The following is a 16,358-nucleotide window of genomic DNA, read 5'->3' as shown; positions in this document are numbered from 1 at the left end:
TACCGCCCGAAGGCGAGGGCGACGTTGTGTCCGCCGAATCCGAACGAATTGCTGATCGCGTACCGGTACTTCCCTTGCCGTGGCTTGCCCGCCACCACGTCGAGATCGATGGCTGGATCCAGGTTTTCCAAGTTGAGCGTCGGTGGAATCACTTGGTCGCGCAGCGCCAGCACCGTCAGGATGGATTCCACCGCACCCACCGCACCCACCGAGTGGCCGAGCGCGCCCTTGGGTGCGTAGACGGCCGGCTTGTTGCACCCGAGCGCGTTGTTGATCGCCTTACTCTCGGCGAGGTCTCCGACCGTGGTGCCGGTCGCGTGAGCGTTGACATGGTCGATGTCGGCGGGCGTCAGCCCGGCACGCTGAATCGCCCGGCTCATCGCGTAACCGGCGCGCTCCCCGTCGGGGTCGGGAGCCACCATGTGGAAGCCGTCGGAGGTCACGCTGGCGCCCATCAGGCGGGCCAGGATGTTGGCTCCACGCGCTTTCGCGTGTTCTTCGGTCTCGATCACCATGAGGGCGCCTGCCTCGCCGAACACGAAACCGTCACGATCCCTGTCGAACGGGCGACAGGCACCGGCCGGGCTCTCGTTGTTCGTCGACATGACGATCCGCATCTTGGCAAAGGCGGCGATCGGAACCGCTTCGATTCGGGTCTCGACGCCACCGCAAATGGCGACGTCGGCATCGCCGAACACGATGTGTTGCCAGGCACGGGCGATCGCCTCCGAACCCGACGCGCACGCCGACACCGGGGTCATCACCCCCGCCCTTGCGTGCCGTTCCAGCGCGACGGCCGAGGCCGCCGCCGTGGGCATGTATTTCGGCACGACGAGCGGCGACACCGCCGCGCTCCCCCGCACACGCATGTCGTCGTAGCTGAAGACGAGTTCCTCGCCCGAACCCAACCCGGTGCCGACGGAGACCATCAAGCGATTCGGCTCCACCTCCGGCGAGCCGGCGTTTTCCCACAGCCGGCGGCTCACCACGGTCGCCATCCTCTGCAAGTAGCTCATCCTGCGTAACTCAGCCGTGGTCAGCTGACCGTCGAACTCCTCCAACAGGTGGCCGCCGATGCGGACGGGGAGATCGAACTCCTCGACGAACGGATCGTCGAGTTCGCGAATGCCGCTTTGACAGTCCAACAACAACTTCCACGTGTGCTCCGCGTCGGTGGCGAGGGCAGTCGTCATCGCCACGCCGGTGACGACGACGCTCGGGAGGCCGTCGCCCGTTGCCAACAAGGCCATTCGTTTCGCTACCGTTCCGTCAATTTCGTTGTGTGAGTGGAGAAGCTAATTCATACACCATGGAAACATATTTTGGGTTCCCGCCGCAGCCGCGCAGCTCGCCCTTGACCGGCCAGACAATCCGAAAAATCCTGCGTTGTAACGTTTTTCGGCCCAATGCGTGTTAGTGCCGCACAAAGAAAGGGCGTTCGTTTCCTGGCCAGCAGTTCGTTTGGCGAAGCGGCGAGCGCTGACGCCGATGACCCATGGTGCATGAACGGCGCATGAAAAGCGGCTCACGGGGAAACCCTGATGTGCAGGGCACCCGGGCGTCCCGGGGCCGAACCGCCGTGGCCGCATGAACGGAAGGAGCTCGCCGATATGTGCAACCCGGGCGTCACCTCGGCTCCGCCCAAGCGAGCGACTCCCCCAGGTGCGCCATGACGATCCGGCTGAGCAGCCTCAAGGTCTCCCCTGACGCGTTCGCATCGGTGATGGCGACCGGGATCTTGTCGACCGCCGCCAAGAATCATCACTACACGTTGATCAGCAACGCGCTCAGTCTGATCGCGGTGCTGGCGTGGGCAGCGCTCGTCGTACTCACGATCGTCAGCGCCGCGGCCCGACGTCGGGCTCTGCCGTGGGATTTGGCCAAGCTCGAGAACACCATGCCCCTGTTCACCTTCGTTGCGGCATGCGCCGTGCTGTGTAACCGGCTTTCGTCCGACCACCCGCTGGTCCTCCCGATCCTTGGCGCCATCGCCGCCGCGGCGTGGTTGGGTTTGATGCTGGCCAGCACGCGCGACATCGCACGGCGACGCCTGGCAGGCCTGCGCGACCAAGTCCACGGCGCATGGCTGCTGTCGAGCGTGGCCACGTCCGGCCTGGCGATCGTGGCCACCAAATTGGCAGGCAGCACCGGGCACCGTCAATGGTTCACCGCCGCGGTGGTCATGTGGGTGCTGGCGCTGGCGCTCTACCTCGCAGTGACCGCATTGATCGCGTGGCGCGCGGTCGACGAGCGCCTGGATCGCGACGGATTCGAGCCCGACACATGGATTCTGATGGGGGCGCTGGCCATCGCCGTCGTGGCAGGCCACGATATTCATCTCCAAACCCGAAGCTGGTTGGGCGGAACCGTCAACGCGACCACGTTGACGGCCTGGGTGCTGGCGACGTTGTGGATCCCCCCGCTGATCTACTTCGGGTTGCACCGTGTCGAGCAGCGCCCCAAGCTGCTGCGATTTACCGGTGCGTGGTGGACGCTGGTGTTCCCGCTCGGCATGTATTCGGTGGCTACCTACATGACCGCCGGGGAGATGCATGCGAGATCGCTGCAAACGGTTTCGCTGGTCTTCTTCTGGGACGCGCTGCTGGCCTGGTCCATCGTGGTGATCGCCGGCTTACTACGCATACCCCGGGCCGTTGCCGACCGGCGGCGAGGATAACCCCGTGGCGCTATCGCGCTGCGGGGTTATCGGTTCCGGCACGCCGCTGCGCGGCTAGCTGCCCGGTAGCGTCATCCTGGGTTTGCCGTTCTTCACATGCACCGCATGGGTGCCGGGTTTCTTTCGTAACTCGTCCAGCAGGCCATCAAGGTGGTCTGGGTCGGTATGCCAGTGCTGGACACTGCCCGGGTTTTCCGCCATCTCGGCCACGACGCGTTGCAGGTTTTCCGGCGAGTCACCGTCTTTGAGGCTCGCCCCGTCCTTGACGGGCTGCTTGCGCCCTTTGACGCCGACGCCGGGTAGGGCGCGCGGAAGGGCGGCACCGAGCGCGCCTCCTGCCATGCCCGCCACCGCCAGACCGCTGAAAAAGCTTCCCTCACTCACGGTGGCCGCCGCGACCGCGCTCTCGGACGTACCCGACAACACCGCGGCGACTGTCCTGATCGCCGGCGTCGCGACGGCCCAACTCGGCGGAACGGCCAATCCGCCCACCAAGCCGGCTTGGCCGACGGTGGCCGACACCGTCGAGCCCAATGCCGGTGCGGCGTAGCCGAGTCCGGCTGCCAGACCCGGCGTGGCGGCCTTCACCGCGACCGTCAGGTCACCCAGATGCCGCGCGCCGATCACCAACCCCATGATGGTACTGATCAGCACGTCGTTGGCCGGCAGGACCGCCTTCGGTATCAGCTCGACATTCCCGGCCAGCTTCGCCAACGGGGAGGAATTCAGGCTGCTCAGAAAACTCGCCAGGGAGGACGCCGATGGCGGATTCACCGCGGCGGGGGCCGCAAGACTTCGCAGCGCGCTCGGCGTCGCGGACGTCAAGTGGGACAACGCGGCCTGGCTATTCGTTCCCGCTGACGTACCGACAACTTGGCTCACCGCGGCGGTCTGCCCCGCGGTGCCGGCCGGGTTGGTATTTTGCGCGGGCGGATCAAACGGCGTTACCGCGGCGGCCGCCGCCGATTGACCGGCATACCCGTACATAGCTGCCGCATCCTGGGCCCACATGCGGGCGTATCGGGCTTCGTTCGCCGCGATCGCCGCGGTGTTCTGACCGAAAGTGTTTGTGGCGATGAGCGACTCGAGCTCGGCGCGATTCGTTTCGATCACGGGCGGCGGTACGGTGGCCGCGAAGGCGGCCTCGTAGGCCGCGGCCGCCGCCCTGGCTTGGCTTCCACTCTGTTCGGCTTGTGCAGCCGTCGCGTTCAACCATGCCGCGTACGGCGCGGCGGCGGCGGCCATCCTCGTCGAGGACGGACCCAGCCACGCAGTGGTCAGCCCCGAGATCACTGCGGAATAGGAAGCCGCGATCGAACGCAGTTCCGTCGCAAGCTCATCCCACGCCGCAGCGGCGGTCAACATCGATCCAGATCCGGGGCCCGCGTACATGCGCGCGGAATTGATCTCCGGTGGTAACACCCCGTAGTCCATTGCTGGCCTCCTCAATTCGCCCGGAATGAGTGGATGGCTGCGGTCGCTGGCGGTGGCGTCGCAGTCGTCGCCATCATTCGGCCGCCTCGTGGATCACGAAGATGTTGGCCGTGGTGGCCTCCCCCGCGGCGGGCGCGGCGCCGCCCATCCCGGTGGAACGGGCGGCGGCCCCGCCGGTTCCAGCCATTGCGCGGCCGGCCAACCCAGACAAGGCCATGTTGCCGACCAGGCTTCCCTGCCCATCGGCCGCGAGCGCCGCGGGGGCGGCGCTGAGGCTGCTCTGGGGCAACGTCGCAGCGATCGTCTTGATCTCGGGGGCTGCGGACGCCCAACCTTGCGGCACCGACAAGCCACCTACGAGTCCCGCCCGACCAACTCCCGCGGATACCGGCGCGCTGACCATGCGCGGTACGCCCGCGGCATCCGCCTTGGCCAGCGCTTTCGAGTAATTCTCCGACGCCCTGGTCAAGTTCGCGCCGGCCTGGGGCGTCAGATAACTCTGTATGCCCAGCAGGTAAGGAACGCCGGGAATGGTGAACAGCGACGCCGGCGACAACGGGCCGGTGATGAAGCCGTCGAGCGCCGAAAACAGTGATGGCGGATCGGCGGCCGCTGCCGGCGCCGCCGCCGGAGCCGCGGCCTGCATGGGTGCGGCGAGGCTTTGCAACGCCTGCGGCGTCGCCGACATCAGCTGGGGCAGGCGGGTCGCCTGTGCGCCGGCCGCCGTCGCGGTGGCCTGGCCGACCGATGCGGCCTGTTCCGGTGCGCCCGCGGGGTTGGTTGTCTGGGGCGGCGGAGCGAACGGGGTGACCTGCGCGGCGGTCGCCGAGGACGCGGCGTACCCGTACATCGCCGCCGCATCCTGCGCCCACATCTCGGCGTACTCCGCCTGGGTGGCCATGATCGCCGGGGTGTTCTGACCGAAGAAGTTCGTCGCGACCAACGCCAGCAGCCGGGCACGGTTCGCCGCCACCGACACCGGCGGCACGGTCGCCGCGAACGCGGTCTCGTAGGCGGCGGCCGCCGCCCTGGCCTGGCCTGCGGTCAGCTCGGCCTGGCCGGCCGCGGTGCTCATCCACGCCGTGTAGGGTGCGGCGGCGGCCGCCATGGTCTCCGACGCCGGACCGCGCCACTGCGCCGTCAAACCCGAGACAACCGAGGATTGGCTCGCCGCCGTGGCGTGCAGCTGCGCCGCCAGCTCGTCCCACGCCGCGGCCGCCGCCAGCATCGGTCCGGCCCCGGGGCCCGTATACATGCGAGTGGAGTTGATCTCCGGCGGAAGCATCCCGAAATCTATTGCCATACAACACCTCCTGCCTATAGCCGCAAACCAACCCCAATCCACCGCGAGCGGCGCATTGCGCGTCACCGAGCGATTTCCCGGAGTTTGCCGCTAATACGCTGGCAACGGCCGTACCAGATGCTGTCGATACCCTGTAAACAGTTACCTAAACCAACAGTTGCATGATGCATTTTTTGCGTGAAGTCGCGTGTTGCATCGTCGTGGGCGGGGGTACTCACCCGCCGACAGGGATGCCGGAACGCTGCCGGTTGCGGGAAAGGAGAGCCGCATGAGCGTGGCACCGAAAGCCAAAGTGCACGTCAGCATCGACGACGACATCGAGTTCCTCAGCGAACAACTCGAGCGGCTCAGGGCACTCGGCGAAGAGAAGGCGGCGGACGACGTCTTCGGTGACGAGGACATCTACGACCTCAGCGTGCGGTGGGGAACGGCACTCGCCGGGCGGCTACCGCGCATCGCGCACTACAGTTCCATCGGCCTGCTCGACGAGGCCGACGAGCGCAGGTTTCAGTCCCTCTGTGACGAACTGCGCGCGGTCTCACCCCTGATCGACCGATTCAAGCTGGCTCGACCCGATCTCGGGGATTGCCCCGACACCCGCGCGAGCGGCCGGCATCGCCGCGACGATCGTGCGACGGGATGGCGCCGCCGACCGCGCGCATGATCAGGCGATCGAGGACCTGAGCGACATCGCCTGGGCCTGTTGCTCCTCGGACAGAAAATCGTTGCCGCTCAGCCTGATCGCGGTCCTGGGCTTGGGGCATTCGGGGTTGCGACACGTCAGCGCCACGAGGTAGGCGTCGGCATCCTCGTCGAGAAACAGAAAGCCCATGATCATGGCATCGCCAACCGCGAAATCCCTCGCGCCACAGGCCTCGCAATGTCCGCCTTTCACCGCAACGAATTCCAGCACGCGCTGACGCGCCGCGCCGTCCAAACTGATCAGCTCGGGGCGGACCCCGACGTGCTCGCCGGCACCCTGGGTCATCTCAGATCTCCACATCTTTGTCGTAGAAGACGCGGTCCTCACGCCAGCCCCCGGTACCGAAGCCGATACCGGCGAAGTCCTCGACGAACTCGATCTGGTTGATCCATTTCGTCATCTTGAAGCCCACCTGGGTCTCCACCCGCAATCGCAAGGGGGCGCCGTGCTTGATCGGCAGCGGCACGCCGTTCATCTCGTACGCCAGCAACGTCTGCGGCTTGTGCGCGAATTCCAAATCGATGACCTCGTAGAACTGGCCCCCGCCGTGCGACGCCGGTTCGTCGGTGCTGTTGTCCTGCATGCTCAGAAAGCAGACGTACCTCGCCTGCGGCAGGGGTCGCACCAGCTCCACGAGTCGGCCCAGGTGCACCCCTTTCCATTCGGCAATGCTGGTCCAGCCCTGCACGCAGTTGTGCATGACGCACTGCGACTCCGGCTCGGCCAGCGACCGCAGCGCGGCGAGGTCCAAGATCACCGGGTTCTCGACGAGGCCACCCACCCGCAATCGCCAGTCGACGAAGTTGTGCACGGCCATCACCTTGAAGTCGATGCTCGTCGGGGGCTTTCCGTTGACCCGGTGCTGCGGCGAGATCTTGCTTGCCGGGTAGTTCTGCCGGGAATTCAGCGGCCGCAACAACACCCGCCGAACCGAGGACACCACCGCCCCGAGTATGCGCTGCGCCGATCGCGGATTGCGACTACTCCAGAGCGTGGCCGCAACGTGGATGGCGACGACCGCCGCGACGATCAGCAAGGACAGCGCCGTCGCCCAATAGATGTTGCGGACGGAGCCGAAGATCATCAATGCGGTGAGCCTGCCCCATCCCCAAAAGAAAATCATCGACAGGTGGATCACGATGAAGATCAAAAACGCGATCAGCCCCAGGAAATGCAGACTGCGCGCCCACTGGCGTCCACCCCACATCTGTACGTACCAGGGGAAGCGCGCCTCGATCGCCGGGGACTGGGCGGCTCCGGTCAAGATCTGAAACGGCGCCAGGAGAAAGATGACACCCGCGTAGGTCAACTTCTGGACGGCATCCAGTGGCTGACCGGGCAGTACCGTCGGCAGATTGAAGGACATGTAGGTGACGATGTCGTTCCACGCGTCGGGAAAGATCGACCACGAGTACGGCCAGTATCGGTGCCATTGACCGGTCGCGAACAGCAAGATGTAGTACGTCAGCCCCACCAGGATCCAACCGATGACCGAGAAGAAGTGCCAATGGCGCCCGACGCCCAGTTGGGCGTGGCCCGGCAACGAAATCAGCGGGTGATAATCCTCTTCTTCGTCGAGCGTGTCGTAGATGCGGTCGCGCGGCATCACCTTGCGGGTAAAGCGCGCCCATTCGGTGCCCGGTTTGCTGTCGTCATGCCAGTACAGCTTCGGATGAGTGGAGAGAATTTCGATGCCGCTGCGGATGATCAGCGTCACGAACAGCAGGTTCAACCAGTGCTCGACGCGCAGCCATGCCGGGTAATCGAGCGTTGTCATGCCTGGGCTCCCATCAGTCGGGCCATTGCCGGCGTTGCGGGTAAGCCACATTGATGCCCGACAACACCGTCGTGTGAACAGCGACAAAGGCCGCGGCGAACGCCATCGCGAAGGTGCCGGGCGCGAAGTCCCATCTAGCCGTCACGGCCACGAGTCCCGGAAGACTCACCCACCGACTGACCAGATAGACACCCAGAAAGGCCAGGCACACCAAGCCGCCCCAATACCAACCGGCTTGCGGCACAAGGGGTTTTGCCGCAAACACCATGGCGCCACCCGCGATCAGGCAGGCGACCGCCAGCACGGCCGTGTAGACAATGAAATACAGCGGCGGATCCGGCTCCGTCAGAACAACGTAGACATGCACCGCGACCAGACCCATCAGCAGCGATATCCCTAAGGCTGTCACCGCTCGCGGCACGTTGAAGGCGACCCAGCCATTCAGGGTGAGCAACGGCGACGACATGATGCGCCGCCATATCGAGATCAACGGCCGGGGGACGACATTGACCATGGCGGCGAGGTACCCACGCTGATCAATTGCAAACAGAGCCGGTCAAATGGCAGGCCGGAACGCGGTCGCCGCACGACCGCACGCCACGCCAGGAGAACTGCTGCAGTGAGCACCCGGACGCCATTGATACTCTTTATGTCTGCACTTGGCGCGCGCGCAGCGCCTGATGACCAGCTTGCGGGACTCGGTCAGGGAATGGGTCCGTAGGAGGGACGGCCAATGGTGGCCGAGAGAAACTGGGATAAGACCGTGGGTGCGGCCGACGATGTCCGCCGCATCTTCGACAATGTCCCCGCGCTGTTGGTCGGCCTCGAGGGGCCTGACCACCGCTTCGTTGCGGTCAACGCCGCCTACCGCGCACTGAGCCCGCCGGTCGACAGCATCGGGCTCTTCGTCCGCGAGGTCTACCCCGAGCTGGAGAGCCAGCAGATCCTGCAAATGTTCGACCGGGTCTATGAGACGGGCGAGCCGCAGTCGGGTACCGAGTGGCGGGTACAGGCCGATTTCGAGGGCTCGGGGCAAGCACAGGAGCACTTCTTCGATTTCATTGTCACGGCGCGGCGTGGCGACGACGATTCGATCGAGGGCGTGCAGCTCGCGTTCGTCGATGTGACCGAGCGGGTGCGGGCGCGGGAGGCCGCCGAGGCCCGCATGGAGGAATTGTCCGAGCGATACCGCAACGTGCGCGATTCGGCCACCGTCATGCAACAGGCGTTGCTAGCGCCGTCGGTACCCGTCGTTCCCGGCGCCGACGTCGCGGCCGAGTACCTCGTCGCCGCGGAGGACACCGGGGCCGGCGGCGACTGGTTCGACGCGGTCCCCCTTGGGGATCGGCTGGTTCTCATCGTGGGCGACGTCGTCGGCCACGGTGTCGAAGCGGCCGCGGTGATGTCGCAATTGCGCACCGCCCTGCGGATGCAGATCGTGGCGGGTTATCCGGTCGCCGAGGCGCTTGCGGCGGTCGACCGCTTCCACGAACACGTGCCCGGTTCGAGATCCGCCACCGTGTGCGTGGGATCGCTCGACTTCACCACGGGTGAATTCCAGTACTGCACCGCCGGGCATCCGCCGCCGCTGCTGGTCGGGGGTGAGGGGTCGCGCTACCTCGAGCCGTCCGGGGCCGGTCCGCTGGGCAGCGGCACGGGTTTCCCGGTGCGCACCGAATTCCTCGACGCCGGTGACGCGGTCATGCTCTACACCGACGGCCTGATCGAGCGCCCCGGGCGGCCGCTGATGGCCAGCACCGCGGAATTCGCCGAACTGGCCGCGAACATCGCCGCCGGCCAGGGTGGGTTCGTGATCGGGTCCTCGGCACGCGCGATCGACCGTATCTGTTCGGAGACACTGGAATTGCTGCTTCGCCCGACGGGCTACAGCGACGACATCACTCTGCTTGCGGCGCAACGGCGAACGCCGCCGCCACCGCTGCAGATGACACTGGATGCCACGATTCACGCCGCCCGCGCCGTGCGCGTCCGCCTGCGTCAATGGCTCTCCGACGTCGGCGCCGCCTCCGACGACATCTCCGACATCGTGCACGCCATCTCCGAATTCGTGGAAAACGCCGTCGAACACGGCTATGCCACAGAGGTTTCCGACGGCGTCGTCGTCGAGGCGTCGCTCGCCGGAGACGGCAACCTGTACGCTTCGGTCGTCGACCATGGACAGTGGAAGGATCACCGCGAAGGCGAGCAAGGCCGCGGCCGCGGGCTGGCCATGGCCGAAGCCTTGGTGTCCAGCGCGCACGTCACGCATGGGCCCGCCGGCACCACCGCCAGCCTGACGCACCGCCTGTCACGGCCGGCCAATTTCGTCACGGACACGCTGGTCACCCGGGCCGATCGGCAGCGGTCGATGAATTCCGAATTCGCCTCCGTGGTCGCCGAACCCGGCCGCATCGTCGTCAGCGGCGACGTCGACTCCCACACCGCCTCCACGCTGGATCGCCAGATCGCGGTCGAAAGCCGTTCCGGGATAGCGCCGTTGACGATCGACCTCAGCGCAGTGACGCAACTCGGTTCCGCCGGCGTCAGCGCGCTGGCCGCCGCGCGCGACCGAGCGCAGCGACAAGGCAGCGAGTACGTGCTGGTGGCCCCGCCGGGAAGCCCGGCGCACCATGTCTTGTCGCTGGTGCAGCTGCCGGTCGCCGGTGGTCTCGCGGAGAATCTCGTCGCCGAGGGCTAGGAACCCGCAGACCGTTTGCCGTGCCGCACCTGTTTGAACGGCACGCCGCGGTCTGCCGCGTATTCCCGCGGGAAGCCCAGCACCCGCTCCCCGATGACGTTGCGCGCCATCTCGGTGGTGCCGCCGCCCATCGCCACGGTCTGGCGCGACAGGTAGCGCAGCCCGGTTTCCAGGCCTTCGCCGGATTCCCCGACCACGCCCGCGCTTCCGGCGATCGCCATCGCGGTGTCGACGTCCACGAACACGGTCTCGGCGTGGAACAGCCTGATGAGCGTGCCGGCGGCCGGCGGCAGCGTACCATCTCGGACGCTGCGGTACACGTGGCCGATCAGCTGCTCGCCCACCGCACGCTGGACCATCGCGCGGCCGGCCAGCTGCTCCACGCGTTCGTTACCGGCCTGCCCCGTCTTCTCGATGAGTCCCACGTAGTCAACGGGATTCGCGTTGCCGCCCTCGCTGCCGCTGCCGCTGGCGAACTCGGAGCCCTGGCCGACCGCGCGGCGCTCGTGATACAGCTGGCGCGACGCCACCGCCCAGCCCCCGTCGACCTCCCCGACGACGGCGTCGTCGCCGACGTCCACCCCGTCGAGGAACTCTTCGCAGAACTCGGTGGAGCCGCTCAGCATGGTGATGCGCCGCAGCGTGATTCCGGGATGGGCGATCGGCACCAGGAACATGGTCAGGCCCTCGTGCTTGGGCACATCCCAGTTGGTGCGGGCCAGGCACAGTCCGTAGTCGGCGGCGAACGCGCTCGTGCTCCACGTCTTGGCGCCGTCGAGCACCCAGCGATCGCCGCGGCGTTCGGCCCGCGTGATCACCCCCGCCAGATCGGACCCGCCGCTGGGCTCCGACAACAACTGCACCAAGACCTCCTCGCCGCGCAGCGCCGCGGCGATGTGTCGCCGCTTTTGATCCTCACTGCCGGTGTCCAGCAGCGTGGCGCAGCAGATGGTGAACGTGGGGGTGTTGAGGATCAGCGGCATCTCGTAGGTGAGGGATTCCGCGTCGAACGCCTTTTGATACTCGTAGTCCAGGCCGAGGCCGCCGTACTCGCGGGGGAAGCAGATCCCGGCGAAACCGCCGTCGTGCAGCCGCTTCTGCAGCTCCCGGGCGCGCCTCCAGGATCGTTCGTCGTCGCGCGGCGCGGGCGGCGGGGACTCGGGATCGATCGGCGGCATGTTGTCCGCGAGCCAGGCCCTGGCCCGCGCCGCGAACTCGGCGACGGATTCGGTCGGCGTCATCTGTTCGACCGGCCCGCCTTCTCGTACTCGTAGACGCGCAGGTTGTGTTCCTCGGGCGTCCCGAACATCGACCGGTACAACGTGACCCGGCGCAGATAGAGGTGCAGGTCGTGCTCCCAGGTGACGCCGATGCCCCCGTGCATCTGCACGCAGGACTGGACGACCTGGCCAGCCATTTCGCCGACGTAGGACTTGGCGACGCTGGCGGACAGGCCCGCCCCGGGTGAGTTGGCGGCAACGTCGGCCACCGCCGCGGCGGTGGTTGCGCGGCACGCTTCCAGCCACAGCTTCATGTCGGCGAACTTGTGTTTGAGGGCCTGATAGGACGCGAGTGGGCGACCGAAGGTGTGCCGGTCCAGCGCCCACTGGACGGTCAGGTCGAAGACCGTCTGCAGGATGCCGACCACTTCGGCACACTGCAGGGTCTGGGCGATCTGGCTCTGCCGTTCGACCAGCGCGGCGGTCTCGGCGGCGGTGCCGACGGCCGCGGATCGCTCCACCACCACACCGTCGAAATGCACCCGGGCGTATTGCTTGACGAGGTCGACCGACTGCTGGGGGGCGATCGTCACGCCCGGCGCATCCGTAGGGACCAGGAATTGGCGCAGCCCGTCACCGCACCGGGTCACCACCAGCAGCGCGGCGCTCTGGGCGCCGGCTTCGACCCGGTCCTTGATGCCGTCGATGCGATAGCCGGAATCGGTGGGGGTGGCCGTCACCGCCGGATTCAGCGGCGCCCAGCCCCGGCCCGGCTCCGAAACCGCCCATGACGCCACGGTTTCCCCGGACATCAGCCCCTCGATGGCCCCACTGTGCGGTTGCGGGTCCGCGCACTCGACGAGCGCCGCTAGCACCACGCTGACCGGGTACAACGGTCCCGACGCCACGGTCTTCCCGAGTTGTTCGGCGACCATGGCCAGATCCGCCAACCCGCTGTCCGAGACGCTGCCGCCGCCCAGTTCCTCGGGCACCAGCAGGCCGGTCCAGCCGAGCTCCGCGGCTCGCCGCCACCATGCCGGATCGAAGGACAGCCCCGCGGAGTGCAACTCCCGCACGCGGCGCAGCGGCGCTTCCTTTTCCAGAAAAGCTTGTGTTGTCGACGTGAACAACGTCTTTTCGGGAGAGTCGAGTGTGGTCATGCTGCCTCTCGTGGGCGTTCTCCGGCATTTTCGATGGTAGCAACGAGCGCTACGGTAAGAGATACCGGAGTTCTGTCGATAGCGCAGGTCAGCGCTACATGGCGAACACACGTCGCAGCGAGCGCGCGTGCAGGGCCCTGTTCTCCCGAGAAACCACCCATTCGGGAACCAGCGAGTCGAACCCGTTGAATGCCGCTGCGATCACGTGCAATTCGGTGTGGACGTAGGCATGCAGCAGCCTGTTCGCGTAGTCGATGGCTTCGTCGCGACACGGATCGATTTCCGCGCAGCTGATGAACGTGGGCGGCAGGCCCTCGAGGTTGGCGCGGTGCGCCGGGACGTGTTGGCCGCTGGCGCTGGCATGCCCGAGGTAATGGCCCCAGGCCCGGCTCACGGCCGGCCCGTTGAGGCCGGGGGTGCGCTGGAACTCGCGCCGCGACTGCGTGGCGTCGGAGTCGAGCATCGGCTGGTGCAGGATCTGCACCAGGATCTGCGGACCCTCGGCGTCGAACATGCGCTGGCTCAGGCCCGCCACGAGCGCCGCACCCGCGTCGCGGCCCATCACCGCGATGCGATTGACGTCCACGTTCAGCTCGGCGCAGTTGCGGATGGCGTAGTAGAAGCCGGCCTCGACGTCGTCGAGCGCCGCCGGGCACGGATGTTCGGGCGCGAGCCGGTAGTCGACCGACACCAGCAGGCAACCGCCCTCTCTGGCCAGCTCCACGCAGGGCGCGTGGTCGGTGTCCAGGTTGCCGGTCACGAAGCCACCGCCGTGCGCGTACAAGACAAGGGGCGAGCCCGACTCGGCCGGATCGAGGTTGGGACCCCGGTACAGACGAAGGGTCAGCTGATGGCCGCCCGGGCCGGCGATGGTGCGCGTTTCCACGGTCACACCGGCAGCGTCGACCGCCGCGGCGCGCTCGGCGGCGAGCCGGTTGGCGTGTTCCCGTTCGGCCGGCAGTGTCTCCGTGCGGAATTCGGCCACGCCCAGCGCGGTGGCCGCCTCACGCAGCACCGGATCGATGCGGGTAAGGCCCTGCGGCCGCGTCAGATTCGCTTGTGTCATACTTCTCGTCTTCCGGGCTCATCGTGCGGGCATGTGGCTCCCGGCGCGGGGCGCACCGGAAACCCTCTTCAAGGTAGACCTGCGATTGCCCGCGGCGACGGACCAGGTGCTCGACGCTGCGGTGAGGACCGGATTCACCGCTCGCCAGGAAGCGCCTTGACCGTCGCCGGCAACCCGTAGAGCGCGGTCGCATTGCCGCGCATGATCCGCTCCCGCTGGTCGGCCGGGAATCGGTTGATGGCGTAGGCCGGCGAGTCGTAGCTCCAGTGCGGGTAGTCCGTGGAGAACATCAGGTTGTCGCCCAGGTCCATCAGCTCCAGGTACTCCCGGAATCGCACGCTGTCGACGTCTTCGAGCGGCTGGGTGGTGAACCGAACGTGCTCGCGCACATAGTCCGACGGGCGGCGCCGCACGTGGGGCAGGTCGCCGCGACGCGCTTCCCAGATCCGGTCCATCCGCGACATCACCGGCATCGCCCACGTGAACCCGCCCTCGACGAAAACCACCCGCAGGTCGGGGTGGCGGTCGAAAGCGCCGTCGAACACCAGGCTCATCAGATGCGAGACGTACAACAGTGGCCAGGAGGCGAAGAAGTCGTGCCAATGCGCGGGGTTGCCGACCGGGTACAGCGGAATGAGTTCGAACGGCGTCTGCCCCATCAGGTGCGTGGCGACCGGGAGACCGTTGCGCGCCGCGGCTTCGTAGAGCGGATCGAAATGCGGGTTGCCGAAAGGAATTCCGCGTGTCTGCGGCGTCATCAGCACCTGGGCCATGTACGGATGCCCCGCCCACCGTTCGACCTCGCGCGCCGCCTGCTCGGGCGTCTGCGCGCTGACGCTGATCGATCCGCGCCAGCGGCCGTGCCCGTTGTTGGTCTCGAGCCAGACGTCGGCGAGCCAGTCGTTGTAGGCCGACTTGAGCGCGTGTTCGGCCTGTGGCAACTGCGCGTCGCACATCGGCTCGAGGGTTGCGATGCTGACGCCGGCGTCGAGCAGCAGCTGCTTGGCGGCGAACTCCGGATCGCTGCCCGCGAACCCGCCGCCCGGCGGGGCGGCGTCCAGGCGCAACGACATGGTCTTGTACGAATCCGGGGTGTCGTAGAAATGCGGCACCGGCGTCACCGCGTTGCCGGTCGGCCATATCTTGTCCACCCATTCGGGCGCCGCGTACGACTTCAGCACGTCGGTCGAGACGGGCAACGGATGGACGTCGGTGTCGACGATGGTGACCGCAATTTCGTCGTCGTGACCCGTCCGCGACTCGACTCGTTCGATGGTGGTCATCGGACACGCTCCTTCAGCCCGTACAGCTCGGCGGCGTTTCGCCACAGCACCTTGTCGCGTTGCGCGGCGTCCAGGCCCTCGGCCACGCCGTCCGGCGGCGAGAATGACCAGTGGGGATACGCCGACCCGTACATCAGCAGGTCGGACTTGGCGCTGAACTCCATCCAGCGCTGCATGTCGCCCGCGTCGGTGGGCCCGTCGAACGCCGACGAGCAGAACCGGACGTGGCTGGGCAGGTATTCGCTGGGGTAGCGGTCGACCCAGGGCGTCTGATCGCGCATCGACACCCAGAAGGTGTCCAGCCGCCAGATCAACGGCGTGAGGATGTCGTAGCCGCCGTCGGCGAAGACGAACTTCAGGTCGGGATGCCTGCCGAAGACGCCCTCGACGATGAGCGTGGCCAGGTGCACGAAGTAGTTCAGCGGCATGAACGCCGCGTATCCGGGATAGGTGTGGGCATGCCCGGCGAAGGTGGGCGGATAGTCGACGCCGTTGCCGCCGTTGATGTGCACCGCCACCGGCAGGCCGTGGGCGGCGGCCGCCTCCCAGATCGGCTCGAACATCGGCTTGCCGTAGGGCTCGCGCGACTGCATCGGGACGCCGACCTGCACCAGTTTCGGGTGCTCGGCCAGGCGCTCGATTTCCGCGACCGCGCCCCTGGGGTCTTCCGGGTTCACCCGGATGGTGCCCCGGAATCGATCGGTCGAGTCCGGCTCGAGCCAGCGGTCGAGCAGCCAGTCGTTGACCGCCGCGCAGATCCTGCTGTTGAGCAGGTAGTCGGCGATGTTGCCGCGGGTCAGCGGGTTCAGGACGGCATAATTGACGCCCACGTCATCGAAAAGGTGTCGGCTCACGGACTCCGGATCCGACCCGGGGTAGTGCTCCCCATAGAGATCGGGGCGGTAGTCCCCGCCCGGTGCGGAGTACCACTGCTGTTCGACGTCGGGGATCGAGCGCAGCCGGTGGGCGGCGGGCAGGTAGCGCCGGATCTCCGCATTGGAGCGGAAATGCGGCTGCACGCATGCGTCAATGATCAT

Annotated in this window: 14 protein-coding genes; 3 read left to right on the top strand and 11 right to left on the bottom strand. The window is 67.0% G+C overall.

All coding sequences use genetic code 11. The features are described from left to right. Nucleotides 1–1,250 (bottom strand): KasA/KasB family beta-ketoacyl-ACP synthase (locus tag HMPREF0591_RS14720; protein ID WP_007169379.1); only part of this gene is annotated, 1,250 nt, incomplete at its 3' end. A 419-nt stretch (nucleotides 1,251–1,669) separates the two neighbouring features. Between HMPREF0591_RS14720 and HMPREF0591_RS14715 the strand changes: the two genes are divergently transcribed. Then, nucleotides 1,670–2,677 carry a tellurite resistance/C4-dicarboxylate transporter family protein gene (locus tag HMPREF0591_RS14715; protein ID WP_007169378.1) on the top strand — a complete coding sequence of 336 codons (1,008 nt, stop codon included), beginning with the start codon at nucleotides 1,670–1,672 and terminating at the stop codon, nucleotides 2,675–2,677. A gap of 54 nt (nucleotides 2,678–2,731) precedes the next feature. Here the strand turns inward: HMPREF0591_RS14715 and HMPREF0591_RS14710 are convergent, their stop codons facing one another. Then, nucleotides 2,732–4,111 carry a PPE family protein gene (locus HMPREF0591_RS14710; protein WP_007169377.1) on the bottom strand — a complete coding sequence of 460 codons (1,380 nt, stop codon included), beginning with the start codon at nucleotides 4,109–4,111 and terminating at the stop codon, nucleotides 2,732–2,734. Between the two features lie 73 nt (nucleotides 4,112–4,184). After that, nucleotides 4,185–5,408 (bottom strand): PPE family protein, encoded by a 1,224-nt coding sequence (locus tag HMPREF0591_RS14705; protein ID WP_040622861.1) that lies wholly within the window; start codon nucleotides 5,406–5,408, stop codon nucleotides 4,185–4,187. A 274-nt stretch (nucleotides 5,409–5,682) separates the two neighbouring features. Between HMPREF0591_RS14705 and HMPREF0591_RS14700 the strand changes: the two genes are divergently transcribed. Beyond that, complete coding sequence (locus HMPREF0591_RS14700; RefSeq protein ID WP_007169375.1) at nucleotides 5,683–6,078, top strand: hypothetical protein; 396 nt, start codon at nucleotides 5,683–5,685, stop codon at nucleotides 6,076–6,078. Here the strand turns inward: HMPREF0591_RS14700 and HMPREF0591_RS14695 are convergent, their stop codons facing one another. From HMPREF0591_RS14695 to HMPREF0591_RS14685, 3 genes are read right to left on the bottom strand one after another with little or no spacing between them, the layout of a single operon-like run. Beyond that, the gene (locus HMPREF0591_RS14695) at nucleotides 6,079–6,402 is read right to left on the bottom strand and encodes a hypothetical protein (protein WP_007169374.1); all 324 of its coding nucleotides are present in this window, start codon (nucleotides 6,400–6,402) and stop codon (nucleotides 6,079–6,081) included. A 1-nt stretch (nucleotide 6,403) separates the two neighbouring features. Beyond that, the gene (locus tag HMPREF0591_RS14690) at nucleotides 6,404–7,894 is read right to left on the bottom strand and encodes a molybdopterin-dependent oxidoreductase (RefSeq protein WP_007169373.1); all 1,491 of its coding nucleotides are present in this window, start codon (nucleotides 7,892–7,894) and stop codon (nucleotides 6,404–6,406) included. A 13-nt stretch (nucleotides 7,895–7,907) separates the two neighbouring features. Continuing rightward, nucleotides 7,908–8,408 carry a hypothetical protein gene (locus HMPREF0591_RS14685; RefSeq protein ID WP_007169372.1) on the bottom strand — a complete coding sequence of 167 codons (501 nt, stop codon included), beginning with the start codon at nucleotides 8,406–8,408 and terminating at the stop codon, nucleotides 7,908–7,910. Nucleotides 8,409–8,627: 219 nt separating this feature from the next. On the opposite strand from HMPREF0591_RS14685, the gene HMPREF0591_RS14680 reads away from it, so the two are divergent. Then, entirely contained in the window at nucleotides 8,628–10,592 is a 1,965-nt protein-coding gene (locus HMPREF0591_RS14680; protein WP_007169371.1) for a SpoIIE family protein phosphatase, read from the top strand. Here HMPREF0591_RS14680 and HMPREF0591_RS14675 read toward each other — a convergent pair. From HMPREF0591_RS14675 to HMPREF0591_RS14655, 5 genes are all read right to left on the bottom strand, one after another. Next, nucleotides 10,589–11,833 (bottom strand): acyl-CoA dehydrogenase family protein, encoded by a 1,245-nt coding sequence (locus HMPREF0591_RS14675; protein ID WP_007169370.1) that lies wholly within the window; start codon nucleotides 11,831–11,833, stop codon nucleotides 10,589–10,591. The genes HMPREF0591_RS14680 and HMPREF0591_RS14675 overlap by 4 nt on opposite strands. Then, a complete protein-coding gene (locus HMPREF0591_RS14670) occupies nucleotides 11,830–12,972 on the bottom strand; it encodes an acyl-CoA dehydrogenase family protein (RefSeq protein ID WP_007169369.1) in 1,143 nt (380 codons plus the stop codon). Before HMPREF0591_RS14670 ends, HMPREF0591_RS14675 begins: the two co-directional genes overlap by 4 nt. Before the next feature lie 94 nt (nucleotides 12,973–13,066). Next, nucleotides 13,067–14,038, bottom strand: coding sequence for an alpha/beta hydrolase (locus tag HMPREF0591_RS14665; RefSeq protein ID WP_007169368.1), 972 nt, complete (start codon nucleotides 14,036–14,038; stop codon nucleotides 13,067–13,069). 134 nt (nucleotides 14,039–14,172) lie between these two features. After that, entirely contained in the window at nucleotides 14,173–15,321 is a 1,149-nt protein-coding gene (locus tag HMPREF0591_RS14660; RefSeq protein WP_007169366.1) for an amidohydrolase family protein, read from the bottom strand. Next, complete coding sequence (locus HMPREF0591_RS14655; RefSeq protein WP_040622859.1) at nucleotides 15,318–16,358, bottom strand: amidohydrolase family protein; 1,041 nt, start codon at nucleotides 16,356–16,358, stop codon at nucleotides 15,318–15,320. The genes HMPREF0591_RS14660 and HMPREF0591_RS14655 overlap by 4 nt, the downstream gene beginning before the upstream one ends.

It is taken from the genome of Mycobacterium parascrofulaceum ATCC BAA-614 (genome assembly GCF_000164135.1).
Lineage (GTDB): Bacteria > Actinomycetota > Actinomycetes > Mycobacteriales > Mycobacteriaceae > Mycobacterium > Mycobacterium parascrofulaceum.
This window is presented reverse-complemented; position numbering and strand designations above follow the sequence as displayed.